Origin of the sequence: Micromonospora sp. NBC_00821 (assembly GCF_036347035.1) — a bacterium.
Classification (GTDB): Bacteria; Actinomycetota; Actinomycetes; order Mycobacteriales; family Micromonosporaceae; genus Micromonospora; species Micromonospora hortensis.
Genome location: NZ_CP108880.1, coordinates 1,943,855 through 1,960,832 on the forward strand (window position 1 = coordinate 1,943,855; position 16,978 = coordinate 1,960,832).

Genomic DNA, 16,978 nt, shown 5'->3' on the forward strand with positions numbered 1-16,978 from the left:
CTTTCCCGGTAGGTCGCCTGTCTTGATGGTCGTCGGCCCGTCAGGGCCAGGGGAGGCGTCGGATGAAGCTGGTGTGGAGGCGGGCCCGCGAGGCGCGAGGGTTGCTGGTCGCGGCGGTGATCGCTGCCCTCGTCGCCGTCGCGTTGGTGACTGGGCTGTCCGACTACAACCGTCGGGCGGTGGACGCCGGGCAGCGGGCACTGGTCGCCGCCTCGCCCGCCGAGGAGCGCGGCCTTCTGGTCAGTGGCTCGGGTGGGCGGGACGCGGCCGAGTTCGCGACCCGGGACAAGGCGGTCCGAGCCGAGTTCGCCACCGGGCTCGGCGGCGTCCCGGTCAGTGTCACCGCAGCCCGTTACGGCACCGGCCGGGAACTGACCGGCGACCTCGGGCAGATCCCGCGGACGGCCGACGAACCGGTCTTCGCGAACCTGGCCACGTTCACCGACCTCGCCAGCCACGCCGAGCTGACCACCGGAGCCTGGCCCACCCCCGGAGCGAACCCCGTCCAGGTGAGCCTGCCCGAGCGGGTCGCCGGCACCCTCGGCCTGACCGTCGGAGAACGCGTCCCGGTGCGCGACAGGGCCACCGAACGACGCGGGGAACTGGTGCTCGCCGGCACCTGGCGGCCCCGCGACCCGGCGGACGCGTACTGGCTGCTGGCCCCCGGCGTGGGGACCGGCAGCGCCAGTTCCGGCACCTCCTACGGGCCGTTCACGCTCGACCCGGCCGACTTCGCGGCCACCTTCCCGGGCTCGGTGTCGGCGTCCTGGCTGGCCCAACCGGACCTCGGCACCGTCGACACCGCCGACCTGCCCACCGTTCGGAGAGCCCTCACCGAGGCGATCACTGCCGTACCCGAGGCCGCCCAACTGGGCAGCTCCGGGCAGACGGTGACCAAGATGCCGCAGCTGCTGGACCGGATCGGCCGCGCCGACCTGGTGGGTCGCTCGTCGCTGGCCACCCCGCTGCTGCTCATCCTGGTGCTCGCCGGGTACGCGCTGGTGCTGGTCGCCGCGCTGCTGCACGAGGACCGTCGCCCACAGACCGCGCTGCTGCGCGCCCGCGGCGCCGCCCGTCGGCAGTTGGCCGGCCTGGCCGCCCGTGAGGCGACCCTGGTGGTCGCCCCGGCCGCCGTGCTCGGTCCACTGATCGCCGGTGAGGCGCTGCGGTACATCCGACCCGGCGGGTCGGGTGACCTCTACACCGCCGGCGGCAACACCACACTGGTCTGGGCGGCGGCAGCGGCCACCGCGGCCGGCTGCCTCGTCGCCATGGTCCTGCCGACGCTGCGGGGCGCCGGGACGTACGTCGCCGACATGGCGGCCCGATCCCGGCCCAACCGGGCCGCGAGCGTCCAACGCGCCAGCGTCGACCTCGTGCTCGTGGCGCTCGCCGTGCTCGCCTGGGTGCAGCTACGCCGGTACGCCTCCCCGCTGGCCGGCTCGGGTGGCCAGCTCGGGCTCGACCCGCTGCTGGTCGCCGCCCCGACGCTCGGTGTGCTGGCCGGTGCCGTGCTGGCGTTGCGGGTGCTTCCGCCGCTCACCCGGTTCGCGGAGCGGTTCGTCGACCGACGTCCCTGGACCGCCACCATGTTCGGCATGTGGCAGGCCGGCCGGCGTCCCCACGCCGGCCCGGTGCTGCTGCTCGCCCTCGCCGTCGGTGGCAGCACACTGGCCTGGTCGCTGATCAGCACCGGCGAGCGGTCCCAGGTCGAGCAGGCCGGCCACACTGTCGGCGCCGACCTCCGGGTGACCGAACGGACCGGGGGCGCCCCGCCGACCCGGGGCGGTGAAATCGCCGCGCTGCCGAGCGTGGACCGGGTACTGCCGGCGTGGCGGGACGAGATCCGGGTCGGACGGGAGAACCTGCCAGCGACGGTGATCGCTGTCGACCCGGCCAGCGCCCCGGGCGTCGTCCGGCTCGCCGACCGTCTCGCCGACGGATCGGCGTCGGAGCAGTACCGGAGGATGGTCGGCGCGCGGGGAGAGCCAGCCGGCGTCGAACTGCCCGCCGGAGCGCGTGAGATCACCGGCACGATCCGTACCCCGGTGAGCAATGCCGCCCGGTCGCTGAAGGTCGCGGTGACGCTGCTGCTCACCACCCCCGACGGGCTCGCCCTGCGGCTGCCGGCGGCCAACGCCGACAGCGACGGCCGAGCCACCCCGTTCACCGCGCGACTGCCCGACCTGGGCGGGGCGCGGCTACGACTGGCCGGCTTCGAGGCCGACGGTGGGTTGGCCGCCGGCAACTCCTACGAGCTCCAGGTGGACGGGCTGACGGTGGTCAAGGCCGACGGCACGAAGCAACCGACCGAACTGGGCGGCGACTGGGCCGTGACCGCCCTCGGGCAGGAGCCCATGCCCGTACGGACCACCGGCGCCGGGTTCGCCGCAGCCCGCGCGGTCGACGTGATCCCCGGCGGGCAGTTCGCCTACCAGCCGCCCACCCGGTTCGCTGTCGTGCCGGGCGGAGACAACAAGCCCATCCCGGTGCTGATGACGCCCGGGGTCCGCAACGCGCTGAGCCTGCGCGTCGGCGACACCGTCGACCTGACCCTCTCCGGGGCGACGCTGCCGGTTCACCTGGTCGGCGAGCTGGACTCCGTGCCGGCCACCACCGGCGAAGGCGTCCTGCTGGACCTTCCGGCCGCGGTCGACGCGATGATCCGGAGCAGCGGCGCGGTGCGACCCGTACCGGAATGGTGGGTCGGCGCCGCCGACGCGAACGCCGCCGCCCAGGCGGTCAGCGCACTCCCGGGCGTCACAGTGCTCAACCGGGAGGCGGCCATCGAGGCGGCCGCCGGCGACCCGTACTGGCGCGGCTCGCGTACCGGCATGCTCGCCGCCGCGCTCGGCGCGGTGCTGCTCGCCCTCGTCGGCCTGATGGTGGACGTGTGGGCCACCGCCCGGCGTCGGCTCGGCGAGTTCGCGGTCCTGCACACCCTCGGCGCCACGCCCCGGCTGATGGCCCGGGCGCTGCTCGCCGAACAGACGTTCCTCGCCGGCATCGGCGTGGGCGTCGGGCTGTTGCTCGGCACTGCGGTCGGCGCGACGATGGCCCCACTGGTCATCCTCACCCCGGCCGCCGGCCGGCCGACACCCCCGGCGGCGTTCGTGCTGCCCTGGGTGCCGATCGGCCTGACCGCGGTCGGCCTGCTGCTGGCGGCGCTCGCCTTCAGCGCGTTCATCGCCACCGGCATCCGTCAGCGGGTGGCGGCGGTGCAGCTGCGAATCGGGGGAGAACGATGAGCGTCGGGGCGGCCGTCCGGCGGGTCCGGGCGTACGGGGGGCAGTTTCTGCTGCTGGCGGTGCTGACCCTGGTGGTCACGCTGCTGATCAGCGGAGTGCCCCGGCTGGTCAACCGGCTCGCCGAACAGGGGCTGCGAGCACAACTCAACAGCGAGCCGGCCGCCCGCCGGGACATCTCGTACACCACAAGCCTTGAGCCCGCGACGTCGCGGCGGACGGCGATGGGCGACGCCGCCGAACGGTTCGACGCCCTGGCCGCGGAGATGCCGCCGCCGGTGCGCTCGGCGGTGACCGAGCGGTGGTACAGCGTCGAGACCGCAGAGGCCCGCGTGGTCGGACCGGACCTGGCAGCCCGCAACCTGCTGGTCGACATGGGCCTGCGGGCCATGCCCGACATCCAGGGCGCGAGCACCCTCGTCGAGGGAGCGTGGCCGAGCGAGACCTATGTTCCCGACCGGCCGATCGAGGTGGCGCTCGACGTCGACGTGGCCCGCAAGCTCAACCTGCGCGCCGGCAGCCAACTGCGCATCGGCAGAACCGATGACAAGGGCAGACTCATCAACGGTGACCCGCTGGTGGTTACCGGGCTGTTCCGCCCCGTCGACCGCGCGAACGGCATCTGGGACGGGCTCCCACAGCTACTGCGAATCATCGAACCGCAGGGTGATGGGCAGCCGTTCGTCATCGTCGGTGTCGTCGCGCAGTCGCCTCTCAACAAGCGGGCCGCCGAGGGCTGGGCGATCCAGTCCAACTGGCGGTACCGACTGGGCGTCGACCGGATCGACGCACGCGAGCTGGACAAGATGATCGACGGCCTGCAGGTGATGCAGCGCAACCAGCCGACGGGGCTCACCCTGACCCAGGGCGCCGACGTTCCGTTGCGCGCGTTCGCCGCCCAGATCGACGCCGTCCGCACGCTGCTCGCGGTGATCGCGGCCGGCGTCCTGGCCACCCTGGCGGGGCTCATCGTGCTCGCGGCCAGCCTCGCCACCAGACGACGTCGCTCGGAGTTCGCGTTGCTGCGCGCCCGTGGAGGCGGGGCCACCGCCGGCGCCCGGCGCAGCCTCGCCGAGTCGGTGCTGGTGGTGCCGGTCGCCGCCGTGCTGGGCTGGTGGCTGGGCACGCTGTTCCCCGGTGCCCCGGATCCGACCACGCCGTACGTCATCGGCGTGACCGTGCTGGTCACGCTGGCACTGCCGTTGGCGACGCTTGCCGTACCGGTTGGCGGAGCGGCTCGCCGGGACCTGATCCGGGTGCGCCCGTCGGCCCGTCGGCTCACCGTCGAGGTCTCCCTGTTGCTCCTGGCCGGGCTCGCGGCGGTGCTGCTGCGCCGGCGTGGTCTGACCCTCGGCGAGGTGGACCCGCTGCTCGTGTCGGTGCCGGTGCTCCTCGCGGTCGCGGCGGCGGTGCTGGCGCTGCGCGCGTACCCCTGGCCGTTGTTGCTGGTCAGCCGGCTGGCCGCGCGGACCCGGGGCAGCGTGGCCTTCCTCGGCACGGCCCGCGCCGGCCGCGCTGCGGTCGCCGCCCCGCTGGTCGTGGTGGTGCTGGCGATCGGCACCGCGGCGTTCTGCGCGGTCGTGGCCGCCGGCGTCGACGCGAGCAGGGAACGGGCCGCCGCGCAGATCGTGCCCGCCGACGCGGTGATCCGCGGGGAGCGCTTCGCACCCGACACCATCGACGAGTTGGGCCGGCTGCCGGGGGTCCGAGCCGTCACCCGGGTGCTGTACGAGGACGACGAGCGGCTCGCGTCCGACGAGGTCGGCACCGACGCCTTCATCGGGCAGACGGACGTGCTGCTGGTCGACGGGTCGGGGTTGGACAAGGTGGCCCGCGACTCCCAGGTGGACCTGTCGATTCCGGCCGCGCTGCGCACCGCCGCGCCCGGCCCCGGTCCGCTGCCGGCGATCGTCTCACCGGCGGTCGCCGCCGACCTGGCCAAGGCAGGGCTGGACGACTCCGCCTTCATCTCGGTGCAGGGCCAGCGGTACGAGTTCCGGGTGGCCGGCACGCAGGACGGTTTCCCGATGCTGGCGGCGAACGCCAGTCGGTTCGTGGTCCTGCCCTGGCAGGCCCTGCCGACGCGTACCACCACACCCGTGCCGACCAGCCTGCTGATCGCCGGGGACTCGTTGGACGCCGAGGCGCTGCGCGTCGCCGGCGACCAGGGGCAGGAGCGTTACCAGCGGGACGGCACGGTCACCGGTCGGGAACGGATGATCGGGGTCACCGTCGACACCCGGACGGACGTGCGCCGGGACCTTGGCGAGGGCGGGGCGAACGGGGTGCTGGCCTTCGGGTTCGTGGCCGGCGCCGTCGGCGGCACAGTGCTCGGGCTGTTGGCCATCGCGTTCACCGTGTTGGCCGGCGCGCGCGCCCGGGGTCAGGTGCTGTCCCGGCTGCGCACCCTCGGCCTTTCCCGCCGGCAGTGGCGAGGGCTGCTGCTGGTCGAGCTGACCCCGCTGGTGGCGGTGTCGGTGCTGACCGGCGCGCTGGTCGGTGCGGTACTGCCCCTACTGCTCAACCCGGTGCTCGGCCTGTCCGCGTTCACCAGTGGTGTGCCCGTCCGGGTGGCGTTCGAGCCCAGCCTGGTCGCCGCGGTGCTCGCGCTCGGGGCGGTCGCCCTCGGCTTCGCGGTCGCCGTCGAGGCCCTGAACAATCGCCGGTTGCGCCTCGGAGAGGTGCTTCGGCTCGGAGAGGAGAGCTGAGATGACCGCTACCGCCCAGACTCCACTGGTGCCTGACCTGGCCGCCCTGCAACAGCGGGCAGCGCTTCGCGCCGCCGAGCGGGCCGGCGGGCAGGACCGCCTCCGCGGGCACATCGTCTGCGACGGCCTGGTGCGCATCTTCAAGACCGAGGGGGTGGAGGTGGTCGCCCTGCAGGGGCTCGACCTGGTCATCGACCGGGGCGAGCTGGTGGCGATCGTCGGTGCCTCCGGTTCGGGCAAGTCGACACTGCTCAACATCCTCTCCGGCCTGGACACTCCGACCGCCGGTATCGCCCGGGTAGCCGACTACGACCTGCTCTCGCTCTCCGCCAAGCGGCGGCTGAGCTACCGCCGGCAGTTGGTCGGGTTCGTCTGGCAGCAGACCGGCCGCAACCTGTTGCCGTACCTCAACGCGCTGGAGAACGTCGAGCTGCCGATGCAGTTGGCCGGCAAGCGCAGCGGCAAGGCCCGCCGGGAGCGGGCCCGGGAACTGCTCGACCTGGTCGGTGTGGGCTACTGCGCGGACCGGCGCCCCGGGCAGCTCAGCGGCGGCGAACAGCAGCGGGTCGCGGTGGCGGTGGCGGTGGCCAACGACCCGGAGGTGCTCTTCGCCGACGAGCCGACCGGTGAGCTGGACGAGGCGACCGGCGCGGAGGTCTTCGCGGCGTTGCGCACCATCAACGCGGAACTGGGCGTGACCATCGTGGTCGTCACCCACGACCACGCCGTGGCCACGCAGGTCCGCCGGACCGTCGCGATCCGCGACGGCCGGACCGCCTCCGAGGTACGCCGGACCGCGCGGATCGACGCGGACGGCAACACGGAGTTGGTCAGCGAGGAGTACGCGGTGCTGGACCGCAACGGTCGGATGCAGCTCCCGGCGGCGTTCGTCGACGCGCTCTCGCTGAAGGAGCGGGTCCGGCTCGACCTGGAGCCGGACCATGTGCAGGTACGGCCCGGCGACCGGGCCTCGGACGAGCGGGGGGCGCGGGCATGAGCCGGCAGAACATGATGGTGACCGGCGCGGCCGGGTTCGGCGGTACGCCCTCGGCGCACTCCGGCGAGGTGGTCCGGGTCAGTGGGGTCAGCCGGACCTTCGGCCGTGGAGAGCACGCCGTGCACGCCGTGCGGGACGTGTCGTTCACGGCCAACCGGGGCGAGTTGGTCGCCATCCGAGGTCGGTCCGGGGCCGGCAAGACCACGCTGCTGAACCTGATCGGCGGGCTGGACCGGCCGGACAGCGGCCAGGTGGTGGTCGCCGGGCACGAGGTGACCTCGGCCGGGGAGGCGGAGCTGCTGCGGCTGCGCCGGGGCACCGTCGGGTTCGTGTTCCAGACCTTCGGACTGGTGCCGATCCTCTCCGCCGCCGAGAACGTGGGCGTGCCGTTGCGGCTGGCGCAGGTGCCGGCCGCGCAGCGGGAGGAACGCGTCGCGGTGCTGCTGGAACTGGTCGGCCTGGGCGGACACGCCGCGCAGCGCCCGTACGAGCTCTCCGGTGGGCAGCAGCAGCGGGTCGCTGTGGCCCGGGCGTTGGCCAACGAACCGGACCTGCTCATCGCCGACGAGCCCACCGGTCAGCTCGATTCGGAGACCGGCCGATCCATCATGGACCTGCTGCGCGCGGTGGTGCACGCCCGCGGCATGACGGCGCTGGTGGCCACGCACGACCCGGCCCTGATCGACCTTGCCGACCGGGTGCTCGTCCTGCGCGACGGCCGTCTGGTCGACGGCTGACGCTGCCGGGCAGTGGCCCGACGTTGGCCCACGCCGTCGCGGGTGCGGCGCTTTGGCGCTCGCTGTGGAGCTGATGTCGTAGACGAATCGCCGGGGGTGACTCGTCTACGACATCAGCCCCAGAGCGTTGGCCCGGCGGTAGGGCGAGGCGTTCCCTACCGCGTCTGGTCGGGCCGGTCGTGTTCGGGCCGGTCGGTGCGCTCCGGGCCGTCAGCAGGCGACCCGGCGAGCGGGATCAGCAGGTAGCCCAGCCGAGCATCGTCGAACCCGGAGTGCCCCGCCGGGTGGACGCGACGCCGGGTCAGAGCGCGAGCTTCATGCCCTCGTGGCTGGCCACGAAACCGAGGCCCAGGTAGAAGCGGTGCGCGTCCGCGCGGGTCTTGTCGGTGGTGAGCTGCACCAGCGCGCAGCCACGCTCGCGGGCCTGGTCGACGGCCCAGGTCATCAGCTCCCGGCCCAGCCCCTGACCACGCCGGTCGGAGCGGACCCGGACCGACTCGATCAGGGACCGTTCGCTGCCGTGCCGCCCGAGGCCGGGGATGTAGGTGATCTGCAGGCAGCCGACGAGCTCGCCATCCTGCTCGGCCACGATGAGCTGGTTGCGCGGATCGGTGCTGATGTCCGCGAACGCCTTCTCGTACGCCTCGTCGACCTCGGTGAAGTCGCGGGCCTTACCCAGGACGTCGTCGGCGAGCAGGGCGATGACGGTGGACAGGTCGGCCCGGACCGCCTCCCGGTAGGTCACGTCGCTCATGCCGGTGATCCTGACACAGCGAAACCGGCGAATGGGCCTGTGCCGGTTGCGGGCAACGGGCAGCATGGGGCGGCATGGAGCTAGTGCTACTGCCGTTCCGCTGGGTGTACCGCGCGTTGGTGTGGTTCGCGAACTCGCCCCGCACGTTGATCACCTCGTACCTGTTGATGATCGTGGTGGCCGGGGTCATCTACGGGGAGGTCGAGGAGCGCAGCCCGGCCGATGCCGTCTGGTGGGCTGTGGTGACCGCCTCGACCGTCGGATACGGCGACATCTCGCCGACCACCTGGGCGGGCCGCACACTGGCCGCGCTGCTCATCTCGACGATGGTGCTGCTGGTCATCCCGCTGATCACCGCGCACTTCGCGAGCCGGCTCATCGTCGACGACAACGCCTTCGAGCATGAGGAGCAGGAACAGCTCAAGGCCGACGTGCGCCGGATGCGGGCGCTGCTGGAGGAGTTGGCCACCCGGCAGGGGATCGATCTGCCCCCACTGCCGCCGACCCAGCCCGTCAGCGGGCCGGGCAGCGCTGCCCCTCCGGTGGCACGGTCAGGTCGATCAGGTAGGCGTCGACAGCGTTGGTGATGCAGGACGTCTGCGGGTACGCGGTGTGCCCCTCGCCCTCCCAGGTCAGCACCCGACCGACACCCAGCATCGACGCGAGCCGCGGGGTCTGCTCGTACGGCGTCGCCGGGTCGCCGGTGGTGCCGACCACCACGATCGGCGGCGCGCCGTTCGCCTTCCCGGTCGGGTACGGGTCACGCCCGCCCGGCCACTCGACGCAGCTCAGCATGCCGACCGCCAACGCCGGCCCGAACAGCGGGTACTTCCCGCGCCACTCGGACTGCAACCGCCGGATCTGCTCCCGGCTCGGCTTCTCCGTCTCGTCGGCGCAGTTGATGGCCAGGTTGGCGTCGAACAGGTTCGAGTAGTGGCCGTTGTCCTCCCGGCCGGCGTACGCGTCGGCGAGCCGGAACACGTCCTTCGGGTCGCCCTCGGCGAGCTTGTCGATCGCCCGGGCCAGCTCCTGCCAGCCGGATTCGGTGTAGAGCGAGGAGATGACGGCGTAGAACACCCAGCCGGCGGTGGCCTCCCGCCCGTCGGCGCCGCGTACCGGGGAGACCTTGGCCTTGTCGATGGCAGAGGTGACAGCGGCGCGGGCGTCCGGGGCGATCGGGCAGCGGCCGGCGTTCGCCGCGCACCAGCGGGTGAAGTTGGTGAAGGCCCGTTCGAAGCCGCGGGCCTGGCTCTCCGAGCCCTCGACCAGCCGCTGCTGCGGGTCGACAGCGCCGTCGAGCACCAGCGCCCGCACCCGCTGCGGGTAGAGCTGGGCGTAGGTGGCACCAAGCAGGGTGCCGTACGAGTAGCCCAGGTAGGTCAGCTTGTCGTCGCCCACGGCGGCGCGTACCGCGTCCATGTCGCGGGCGGCCTGCTCGGTGCCGTACAGCGGCAACTGGTCGCCGTAGCGGTCGCCGCAGCCGCGCCCGATCCGCTGGCTCAGGCCGACGAAGCCGTCGAACGCCGACTGGCTCGCCGGGTCCGGGTCGAAACCGAAGCTGGCGTCCAGGTCGGCGTCGGAGATGCACTTGACCGGGCTGGACCGGGAGACCCCGCGCGGGTCGAAGCCGACGATGTCGAAGCGCTCGGTGATCGAGGCGGGCAGCCCGCCGAACTGGGAGCCGAAGGAGAGGTAGACGGCGGTGTCGACACCGGAACCACCCGGACCACCCGGGTTGATCACCAACGAACCCACCCGGTCGCGCTGCTTGGTGGACCGGGCGCGCAGCAGGGCGATCTCGAAGGTCTGCCCGGCGCCCGGGCCGGCGCTCGCCCCGCCGCCGGTGCCCCAGTCACGGGGCACCGCGATCCGGGTGCACTCGTAGCGCATGTTCGGTGCGCTCCGCCCGACCAACTCGTCGGGCACCTCCGGGCAGGGCTTCCAGTTCGGTGCGCTGCCGGTCGGGGCGGCCGCGCCCTCCACCTCGGTGCGCGGCGCGAACGCTGGCAGCGTGCAACCGGCGGTGAGCAGCGCGGCGACGACGAAGGCGGCCAGAGTACGACGGACCCGGCGGCTGGACGCCATCCGAGGCTGGTCGGCGGTGCGGGTCACGTGGTCCTCCGGAATCGGGTCGACGGCCAGGCTACGCCGAGCCGGTGGCGGCTCGGTCCACGGTGGCCGTCGGGTCGCCGCGCAGCACCTGGTCCACGTCGAAGCGGATCGGTCGGTCGAGCTGGTCGTAGCGGCAGGATCGGGGGTCGCGGTCCGGGCGCCACCGAACGAACTGCGCGGTGTGCCGGAACCGTTCGCCCTCCATGGCGTCGTAGCCCACCTCGACCACCAGCTCCGGGCGCACCGGCTCCCACTCCAGGTTCTTGGTGCCGGTCCACCTGCTGACCCCACCCGGGATGCGTTGGCCACGCTCGTGGTCGCCGTGCACCCATGGGTGCTCCCCGCCGGTGTCCCGATAGGGCGCCAGCTCGTCGAGCAACTCCGCGCGGCGGGCCATGCTGAACGACGCGCTCACGCCCACGTGGTGCAGGACCCCGGCGTCGTCGTACAGGCCGAGCAGCAGCGAGCCCACCACCGGGCCGGACTTGTGCCAGCGGAAGCCGGCCACCACCGCGTCCGCGGTGCGGGCATGCTTGACCTTGAACATCAGTCGCTTGCCCGGCTCGTACGGCAGGTCGGCCGGCTTGACGATCAAACCGTCCAGCCCGGCGCCCTCGAAGACGTCGAACCAGCGCCGCGCGGTGTCCGGGTCGGTGGTGACCTGGGTGACGTGCACCGGCGGGCGGACCCCGGCCAGCGCCTCGACCAGCCGCTCCCGGCGGCGTGGGTAGGGCTGGTCGAGCAGGGCCTCGTCACCGATCGCCAGCAGGTCGAACGCGACGAAGTCGGCAGGGGTGGTCTCGGCCAGCATCTTCACCCGGGACGCGGCCGGGTGGACGCGCTGGGCCAGCAGCTCGAAATCCAGCCGTGGCTGGCCGCTCGGCCCGTCGCGCCGAATCACGATCAACTCCCCGTCGACCGCGCACCGCTCCGGTAGCTGTCGGCGGGCCTGCTCGACCACCTCGGGGAAGTAGCGGGTCATCGACTTGCCGCCCCGGCTGGCCAACTCGACCTCGTCGCCGTCGCGGAACACGATGCACCGGAACCCGTCCCACTTGGGCTCGTAGGTCACCCCGGGCGTGCTGGGCAGCTTGGGAACGCTCTTGGCCAGCATCGGCTCGACCGGAGGGTTGATCGGCAGGTCCACGCCGACCAGTCAATCAGACGGTGCCGACAGTCGTGAGGCAGATCACCGTGGATGGCGGGGTGGCGTGTCCCCCTACGCGTCGCTCGTCCCCACCGGGCGAATCGCATAACCCCAGGTCAGAGCTACTTTCGCGAGGTGTCCGAGTGGGTCTGTGGCTGCTGCGGGCGGTGGCGGGTGAGCGTCGAGCTGATCCGGGGCCGCTACCGGTTCCGGCTGACCCGCCGCTACCCGGAGCGGTTCGGCGGCGGCCGGAACGTGCTCGGAGAGGTCGGCTCGGTGCCCGAGTTGGAGGAGCTGTTGCGTCGGCGTACCCCGCTCACCCTGGCCGACCTGCGCGAGGCCGCCTGATCCGCGCGGTCGGCGTCGTGCGGTGTGGCCCCGGGAACTGCCGGTTGCCAGGCTCGATGTGCCTCCACTGAGGAGGGCCGGACGGGATCGAGCTCCGGTGTCACAATGCTCCCGGCGGCCTCGTCTGCACCCGTGGCGGTGCCGAGCGGCGCCGCCGGGAAGGGGACACCATGCGGTTCGAGGCCGATACCGAGATCGCCGCGGATGCCGAGCAGGTCTGGGCGGTGCTTGTCGACGTGTCCCGCTGGCCCGAGTGGACGGACTCGGTGACCCGGGCCGAGCGGGGGGAGCCGGGTCCGCTGACCGTCGGCGCTACCGCACGACTGACCCAGCCGAAGCTGCGGCCGGCGGTCTGGCGGGTCACCGAGCTGACCGAGCGGCGGGAGTTCGCCTGGGTCTCCGACGCGCCGGGTGTGCGGACCACTGCAGAACACCGGCTGCTGCCGCTGCCCGACGGGCGTACCCGCGTCGAGCTGGCCTTCAGCCAGTCCGGCCCGCTGTCCGGCCTGATCGGCCGGCTGTACGGCGGGCTGTTCCGCCGCTACGTGCGGATGGAGGCCGACGGGCTCAGGCGTCGCTGCGAGCGGGGCTGACGGCCGGCTTCTCCAGCACTGCCAACGGGATGCCGTTCGGGTCCGGGCGGTGCGCCACGATCCGGTAGCCGTGCCGCTGGTACAACCGCAGGTTGCGCGCGCTGTCCGCGCCGGTGAACAGGGTGAAGCGGGCCGCCCGGCCGGCGCAGGCCCGCTCGACGGCGCTGAGCAGTTGCGCCCCGACACCCCGCCCCTGCTGGTCCGGGGCGACCGAGAGGCGGCCGACGTGCGCGGTGTCCCCGGCCAGGTGGGCCCGCACCGAGCCGACCAGCCGGTGCCCCAACCGGGCGGCGAGCACGATGCTCGGGCCGGCCAGCACCGCCGCCACCTCGTCCAACGTCTCGGTCAGCGGTGGCAGGAACGGGTCGGTGTAGTGCTGCGCCTCGCTCAGGTACGCGGCGCGCTGCACGGTGAGGATCTCGCCGGCGTCCACGACACCGGCCGGAACGATGCTCGCCTCGGCGTTCATCGGGGCAGCACACCACAGCCGCCGTTGCCATCGACGGGCGGCCCGACCGCGCCGGCCGTACCCTGACCCGTGTCCGGTCGAGGTCGAGGGGGTAACGGTGGCCGAGCTGACGTACCCGGAGGTGGGGTCGACCCGGCACGGGCCGCTGCCCGGCGGGTACCACCACCTGCGCCACCGGTATCCGTTGCCCGCCGGCTGCTTCGAGACCGCCGCCGACGCGGTCCTGAGCTGGCGGCTGCACCGCGCCGCCGGCGTCCGGATCCGCACCGACGCGCCGCGGGCCACCGCCGGTGTGCTGGTGGCCTCCGGCCTCGGCGTCGGCCCGGCCCGCCTCTGGGGGCCGTGCCAGGTGGTCTGGAGCGCGGACTCGCCCACGCTCGCCGGCTTCGGCTACGGCACCCTGCCCGGGCACCCGGAGCGGGGCGAGGAGGCGTTCGAGGTCGTCCGTGACGACACCGGCGCGGCCTGGTTCGAGGTCCGCGCGTTCAGCCTGCCCGACCGCTGGTTCACCCGCGCCGGAGGCCCGGCGGTCCGGGCCGTGCAGCACACGTATGCCTGGTGGCTCGGCCGTACCCTGCGTCGGCTCTGCGCGGCTCGCTGACCACCAGGGCGCCGGAGCGACTCAGAATCGGGCGAACGAGCGGATCGGGGCGCGCGGGCCGTACTTCGGTGCCCGGATGCCGGCCGCCTCCAGCAGCAGACACACCCGGCCCCGGTGACCTCGGAACGGCTCCAGCAGGGCCATCATCCGGGCGTCGTCGCCCCTCGGTTCGCCAGCCAGCGCCCAGGCCACGGTGTTCGGGATGTGGTAGTCGCCGACGCTGACCGCGTCCGGGTCGCCGTACGCGATCCGGACCACCTCCGCGGCCGTCCACGGCCCGATGCCGGGAATCGCGGTCAGCCGGCGGGTGGCGTCGGCGGCGTCGGTGCTGCGCTCCAGGCGGTCGGCGAGCGCCGCGGCGCGACGGAGCGTGTCGGCTCGGCGCTGCTCCACCCCGAACGGGTGGAACACCCAGTACGGGGCCGCGGCCACGGTGGCTGCCTCGGGCGGCAGGAGCAGCGGCTGCAACGGGCCGGGAGCCGGCTCCCGGAAGTGCCGCACCATCGCCGAGTACGCCCGGTAGGCCTCCTTGCCGGTGACCTTCTGCTCGAAGACCGCGCGCAGAAGTCGGGGGAAGACCTCCCCGGTGGCGGGCATCCGGAGGCCCCGGTGTTCCCGGGCCAGCCGGGCGACCAGCGGGTGCGCCGCTGCCAGTTCGGTGAAGCCGGTCAGGTCGTCGCGCAGCCCGGCGATCGCGTCGGCGCGGGCGAGGACGTGCTCCGCTCCGGGCCCGTACCCCTCGGCGAGCAACTCGCCGCCAGCCGGCCGCAGCGCGAGCGTGGCCGGACCGTCAGGGGTGCGGGTGGCCCACCAGAAGGTGCCGGCCGCCACCCGGGCGCACGGATCGTACGGGCTGAAGGTGAGCGCCCGGACCGAGGCGGTCAGCCGATAGCCGACCGGTGGGTGCAGCACCCTGGTCGCGGCGGGTTCGGTCTCGGTCACCCCGTCACTCTGCCAGGTCACCGGGAGGGCTGGCGACCGCCGTACCGGTCCCGCTCGCGGTTGAGGAGCTTCGCGGGGATACGTTCGCCCGACCGTCCCGGTGTCATTGAACCACCCGAATGGCCAGGATTATCTTGGCGAACAGGCGCATACCGCCCTTATGCCATTTTTGGCGGTGGGTCAGGTATCGATCATGTGGTTGTTTGATTGCCTGCAGGTAAACGCACTGCCCCGGGCCACCTGCGGCGGCCAGCAACTCCCACTCGCGGGAGAACCCGGTTCGGCCCGGAGACCGGTGTCCCGCCGACAGCCGCCACCAGGCGTCGCGCGGCCGACGCCGGATCGCCACGCAGTGTCAACGGGGGATCTGTGGAAGGGCATGCAGTGATGGCTGCGCGAGTCTGTGTCGAATCATCGCGAGTGGGATCTCACCTCGCTACCCGTCCGCAGGGCTGACGGGTGCCCACTGACGAGTGGGCCGTCCCGAGCGGACGGCCCAGCGCGTGATCGCCCTGAAGATCTATCGACTCCTACCGTCGTCGGCACGGCGACGGCTGCTGGGTCTGCTGCCCGCACACCGGCGGATCGGCCTGGTGCAGACGCTCTCCCGACCGCGCGGCGGCGACACGGTGCATCACCTCGGCGCCCGGGTGGCCGTGACCGACGGTGGCGTTCGGACCCGGGCCGAGGTCGTCGCCACGGCGACCCCGTTGGAGCAGTGGCACCGCAACCTCACCGCCGTCACCACCGCGTTGCACTCCGCCGGCATCGAATACCACTGCATTCGTAACGACGACCACCTGCGCAGCACCGTCGCGGTCCTCGACGACCAACGGCCGGCTGTGCAACGCCTCGTCCGCACCGCGCCGACGCTGTCCGGCGCGGACGTCCGGGTGGTGCAGGTCCAGCCCCGTCGGGACCAACCGGACGGCGCCCCGACCGAGGTGATCCAGGTCTGCTTCCCGGTGACCGACACCCGCGCCGGGGTGGTCCTCGGCGCCCAATACGCCTGCGAGATCGAGTTCTGGAGCCGGCACGGGGACATGGTCCGTGCTCCCCGACGCAACGGAGTCGTCGACGAGGCCCCCGCCCGGGCCCAGCCGGTCCGGGTGGCGGCGGCGCTGATGAGCCACTTCGTGCCCGAGGCCGACGACCACACCTACGGCACCCGCCGGGACCTGGCCGTCCGGGCGCCGGACCGGGTCGGCTTCCCGATCGACGCCGTCTACACCTGGGTGGACGGCTCCGACCCGCAGTGGCTGAAGCGGAAGTCGCTGGCGCTCGGCGCTCCGGACGGCCCGCTGCACGCGGTCGCCGCGAACTCGTCGCGCTACCACAACCGCGACGAGCTGCGGTACTCGTTGCGCTCGCTGCACAGCTTCGCGCCCTGGCTGCGGCGGATCTTCCTGATCACCGACAGTCAGCTGCCGAGTTGGCTCGACCCGAGCCATCCGATGATCACGGTCATCTCGCACGCCGAGCTCTTCGCCGACCTCGGCGGCCGTTCGTCGTACAACTCGCACGCCATCGAGTCCCGCCTGCACCGCATCGACGGCCTGGCCGAACACTTCCTCTACCTCAACGACGACGTGTTCCTCGGTCGTCCGCTGCTGCCTAACCACTTCTTCCACGCCAACGGGATCGCGAAGTTCTTCCCCTCGCCGGCCCAGTTCGGCCTGGGGGAGGCGAAGCCGGAGGACCCGCCGGTGAAGGCCGCCGGAAAGAACAACCGTCGGCACATCCAACGGCAGTTCGGTGTGACCATCACGCAGAAGATGAAGCACACCCCGTTCGCGCTGCGCCGCAGCATCATGCAGCAGATCGAGGGCATGTTGCCGGACGAGGTGGCGGCCACCGCGCGGCACCGGTTCCGGCACCACGGCGACCTGTCCATCCCGTCGTCACTGCACCAGTACTGGGCGTTCCTGACCGCGCAGGCCGTCCCCGGCGACATCGAGTACGAGTACGCCGACCTGGGTCACCCCTCGACCCCCGCCCGGCTGGCCGAACTGCTGGGTCGCCGGCACCGCGACGTGTTCTGCCTCAACGACACCGACTCCGACCCTCGGTCGTTCGCCGAGCAGGAGCGGATGCTGGCCGACTTCCTGCCGCGCTACCTGCCCTTCCCCGCCCCGTTCGAGCTGCCGGACGACGTGGTGGCGGAGCGGCGGAACGTGGGCGCGGGGGAGCTGTGGCGGCGCTCGTACCGTCCGGTGCCGGATGCCCGTCGGGGCACCCCGGTCGACGCGCCCACCATGCCCAACAACATGCTCAACACGGTCACCGACTTCAAGGCCGTCGTGACGAGGCCGGACGGCTGACCCG

At 73.0% G+C, this 16,978-nt stretch carries 14 protein-coding genes; 9 read left to right on the plus strand and 5 right to left on the minus strand.

The genetic code is table 11. The features are described from left to right. Nucleotides 1–62: 62 nt before the first annotated feature. The 4 genes from OHB44_RS09060 to OHB44_RS09075 are packed head-to-tail and all read left to right on the plus strand — an operon-like array spanning nucleotide 63 to nucleotide 7,687. The gene (locus OHB44_RS09060; RefSeq protein ID WP_330440306.1) at nucleotides 63–3,248 is read left to right on the plus strand and encodes an ABC transporter permease; all 3,186 of its coding nucleotides are present in this window, start codon (nucleotides 63–65) and stop codon (nucleotides 3,246–3,248) included. Next, nucleotides 3,245–5,953, plus strand: coding sequence for an FtsX-like permease family protein (locus OHB44_RS09065; RefSeq protein ID WP_330440308.1), 2,709 nt, complete (start codon nucleotides 3,245–3,247; stop codon nucleotides 5,951–5,953). The genes OHB44_RS09060 and OHB44_RS09065 overlap by 4 nt, the downstream gene beginning before the upstream one ends. Before the next feature lies 1 nt (nucleotide 5,954). Continuing rightward, nucleotides 5,955–6,950 carry an ABC transporter ATP-binding protein gene (locus tag OHB44_RS09070; protein ID WP_238683320.1) on the plus strand — a complete coding sequence of 332 codons (996 nt, stop codon included), beginning with the start codon at nucleotides 5,955–5,957 and terminating at the stop codon, nucleotides 6,948–6,950. A 14-nt stretch (nucleotides 6,951–6,964) separates the two neighbouring features. After that, nucleotides 6,965–7,687: an ABC transporter ATP-binding protein gene (locus OHB44_RS09075; protein WP_238683392.1), complete on the plus strand. Its 723-nt coding sequence runs from the start codon at nucleotides 6,965–6,967 to the stop codon at nucleotides 7,685–7,687. Between the two features lie 301 nt (nucleotides 7,688–7,988). Here OHB44_RS09075 and OHB44_RS09080 read toward each other — a convergent pair whose 3' ends face one another. Next, complete coding sequence (locus OHB44_RS09080; protein WP_330440311.1) at nucleotides 7,989–8,441, minus strand: GNAT family N-acetyltransferase; 453 nt, start codon at nucleotides 8,439–8,441, stop codon at nucleotides 7,989–7,991. 74 nt (nucleotides 8,442–8,515) lie between these two features. Between OHB44_RS09080 and OHB44_RS09085 the strand changes: the two genes are divergently transcribed. Next, nucleotides 8,516–9,028: an ion channel gene (locus tag OHB44_RS09085; protein ID WP_330440313.1), complete on the plus strand. Its 513-nt coding sequence runs from the start codon at nucleotides 8,516–8,518 to the stop codon at nucleotides 9,026–9,028. Here OHB44_RS09085 and OHB44_RS09090 read toward each other — a convergent pair. Both OHB44_RS09090 and OHB44_RS09095 read right to left on the minus strand, forming a co-directional pair. Next, entirely contained in the window at nucleotides 8,955–10,526 is a 1,572-nt protein-coding gene (locus OHB44_RS09090) for an alpha/beta hydrolase (protein ID WP_238683391.1), read from the minus strand. The genes OHB44_RS09085 and OHB44_RS09090 overlap by 74 nt on opposite strands. Before the next feature lie 58 nt (nucleotides 10,527–10,584). After that, nucleotides 10,585–11,700: an ATP-dependent DNA ligase gene (locus OHB44_RS09095; RefSeq protein ID WP_330440314.1), complete on the minus strand. Its 1,116-nt coding sequence runs from the start codon at nucleotides 11,698–11,700 to the stop codon at nucleotides 10,585–10,587. A gap of 135 nt (nucleotides 11,701–11,835) precedes the next feature. Between OHB44_RS09095 and OHB44_RS09100 the strand changes: the two genes are divergently transcribed. Both OHB44_RS09100 and OHB44_RS09105 read left to right on the plus strand, forming a co-directional pair. Beyond that, nucleotides 11,836–12,048, plus strand: coding sequence for a hypothetical protein (locus tag OHB44_RS09100; RefSeq protein WP_330440315.1), 213 nt, complete (start codon nucleotides 11,836–11,838; stop codon nucleotides 12,046–12,048). Between the two features lie 170 nt (nucleotides 12,049–12,218). After that, a complete protein-coding gene (locus OHB44_RS09105; RefSeq protein WP_330440316.1) occupies nucleotides 12,219–12,641 on the plus strand; it encodes an SRPBCC family protein in 423 nt (140 codons plus the stop codon). On the opposite strand, the gene OHB44_RS09110 is transcribed toward OHB44_RS09105, so the two are convergent. Next, nucleotides 12,616–13,110 (minus strand): GNAT family N-acetyltransferase, encoded by a 495-nt coding sequence (locus OHB44_RS09110; protein ID WP_330440317.1) that lies wholly within the window; start codon nucleotides 13,108–13,110, stop codon nucleotides 12,616–12,618. The two genes, OHB44_RS09105 and OHB44_RS09110, sit on opposite strands and share 26 nt — an antisense overlap. A 97-nt stretch (nucleotides 13,111–13,207) precedes the next feature. Here OHB44_RS09110 and OHB44_RS09115 point away from each other — a divergent pair, with 97 nt between their 5' ends. Then, on the plus strand, nucleotides 13,208–13,711 hold the full coding sequence (locus OHB44_RS09115; RefSeq protein WP_330440318.1) for a DUF1990 family protein: 504 nt from the start codon (nucleotides 13,208–13,210) through the stop codon (nucleotides 13,709–13,711). Between the two features lie 21 nt (nucleotides 13,712–13,732). On the opposite strand, the gene OHB44_RS09120 is transcribed toward OHB44_RS09115, so the two are convergent. Next, nucleotides 13,733–14,653: a DNA-3-methyladenine glycosylase family protein gene (locus OHB44_RS09120; protein WP_238683313.1), complete on the minus strand. Its 921-nt coding sequence runs from the start codon at nucleotides 14,651–14,653 to the stop codon at nucleotides 13,733–13,735. 503 nt (nucleotides 14,654–15,156) lie between these two features. Here OHB44_RS09120 and OHB44_RS09125 point away from each other — a divergent pair. After that, nucleotides 15,157–16,974 (plus strand): stealth family protein, encoded by a 1,818-nt coding sequence (locus tag OHB44_RS09125; RefSeq protein WP_330440321.1) that lies wholly within the window; start codon nucleotides 15,157–15,159, stop codon nucleotides 16,972–16,974. Nucleotides 16,975–16,978: the final 4 nt, after the last annotated feature.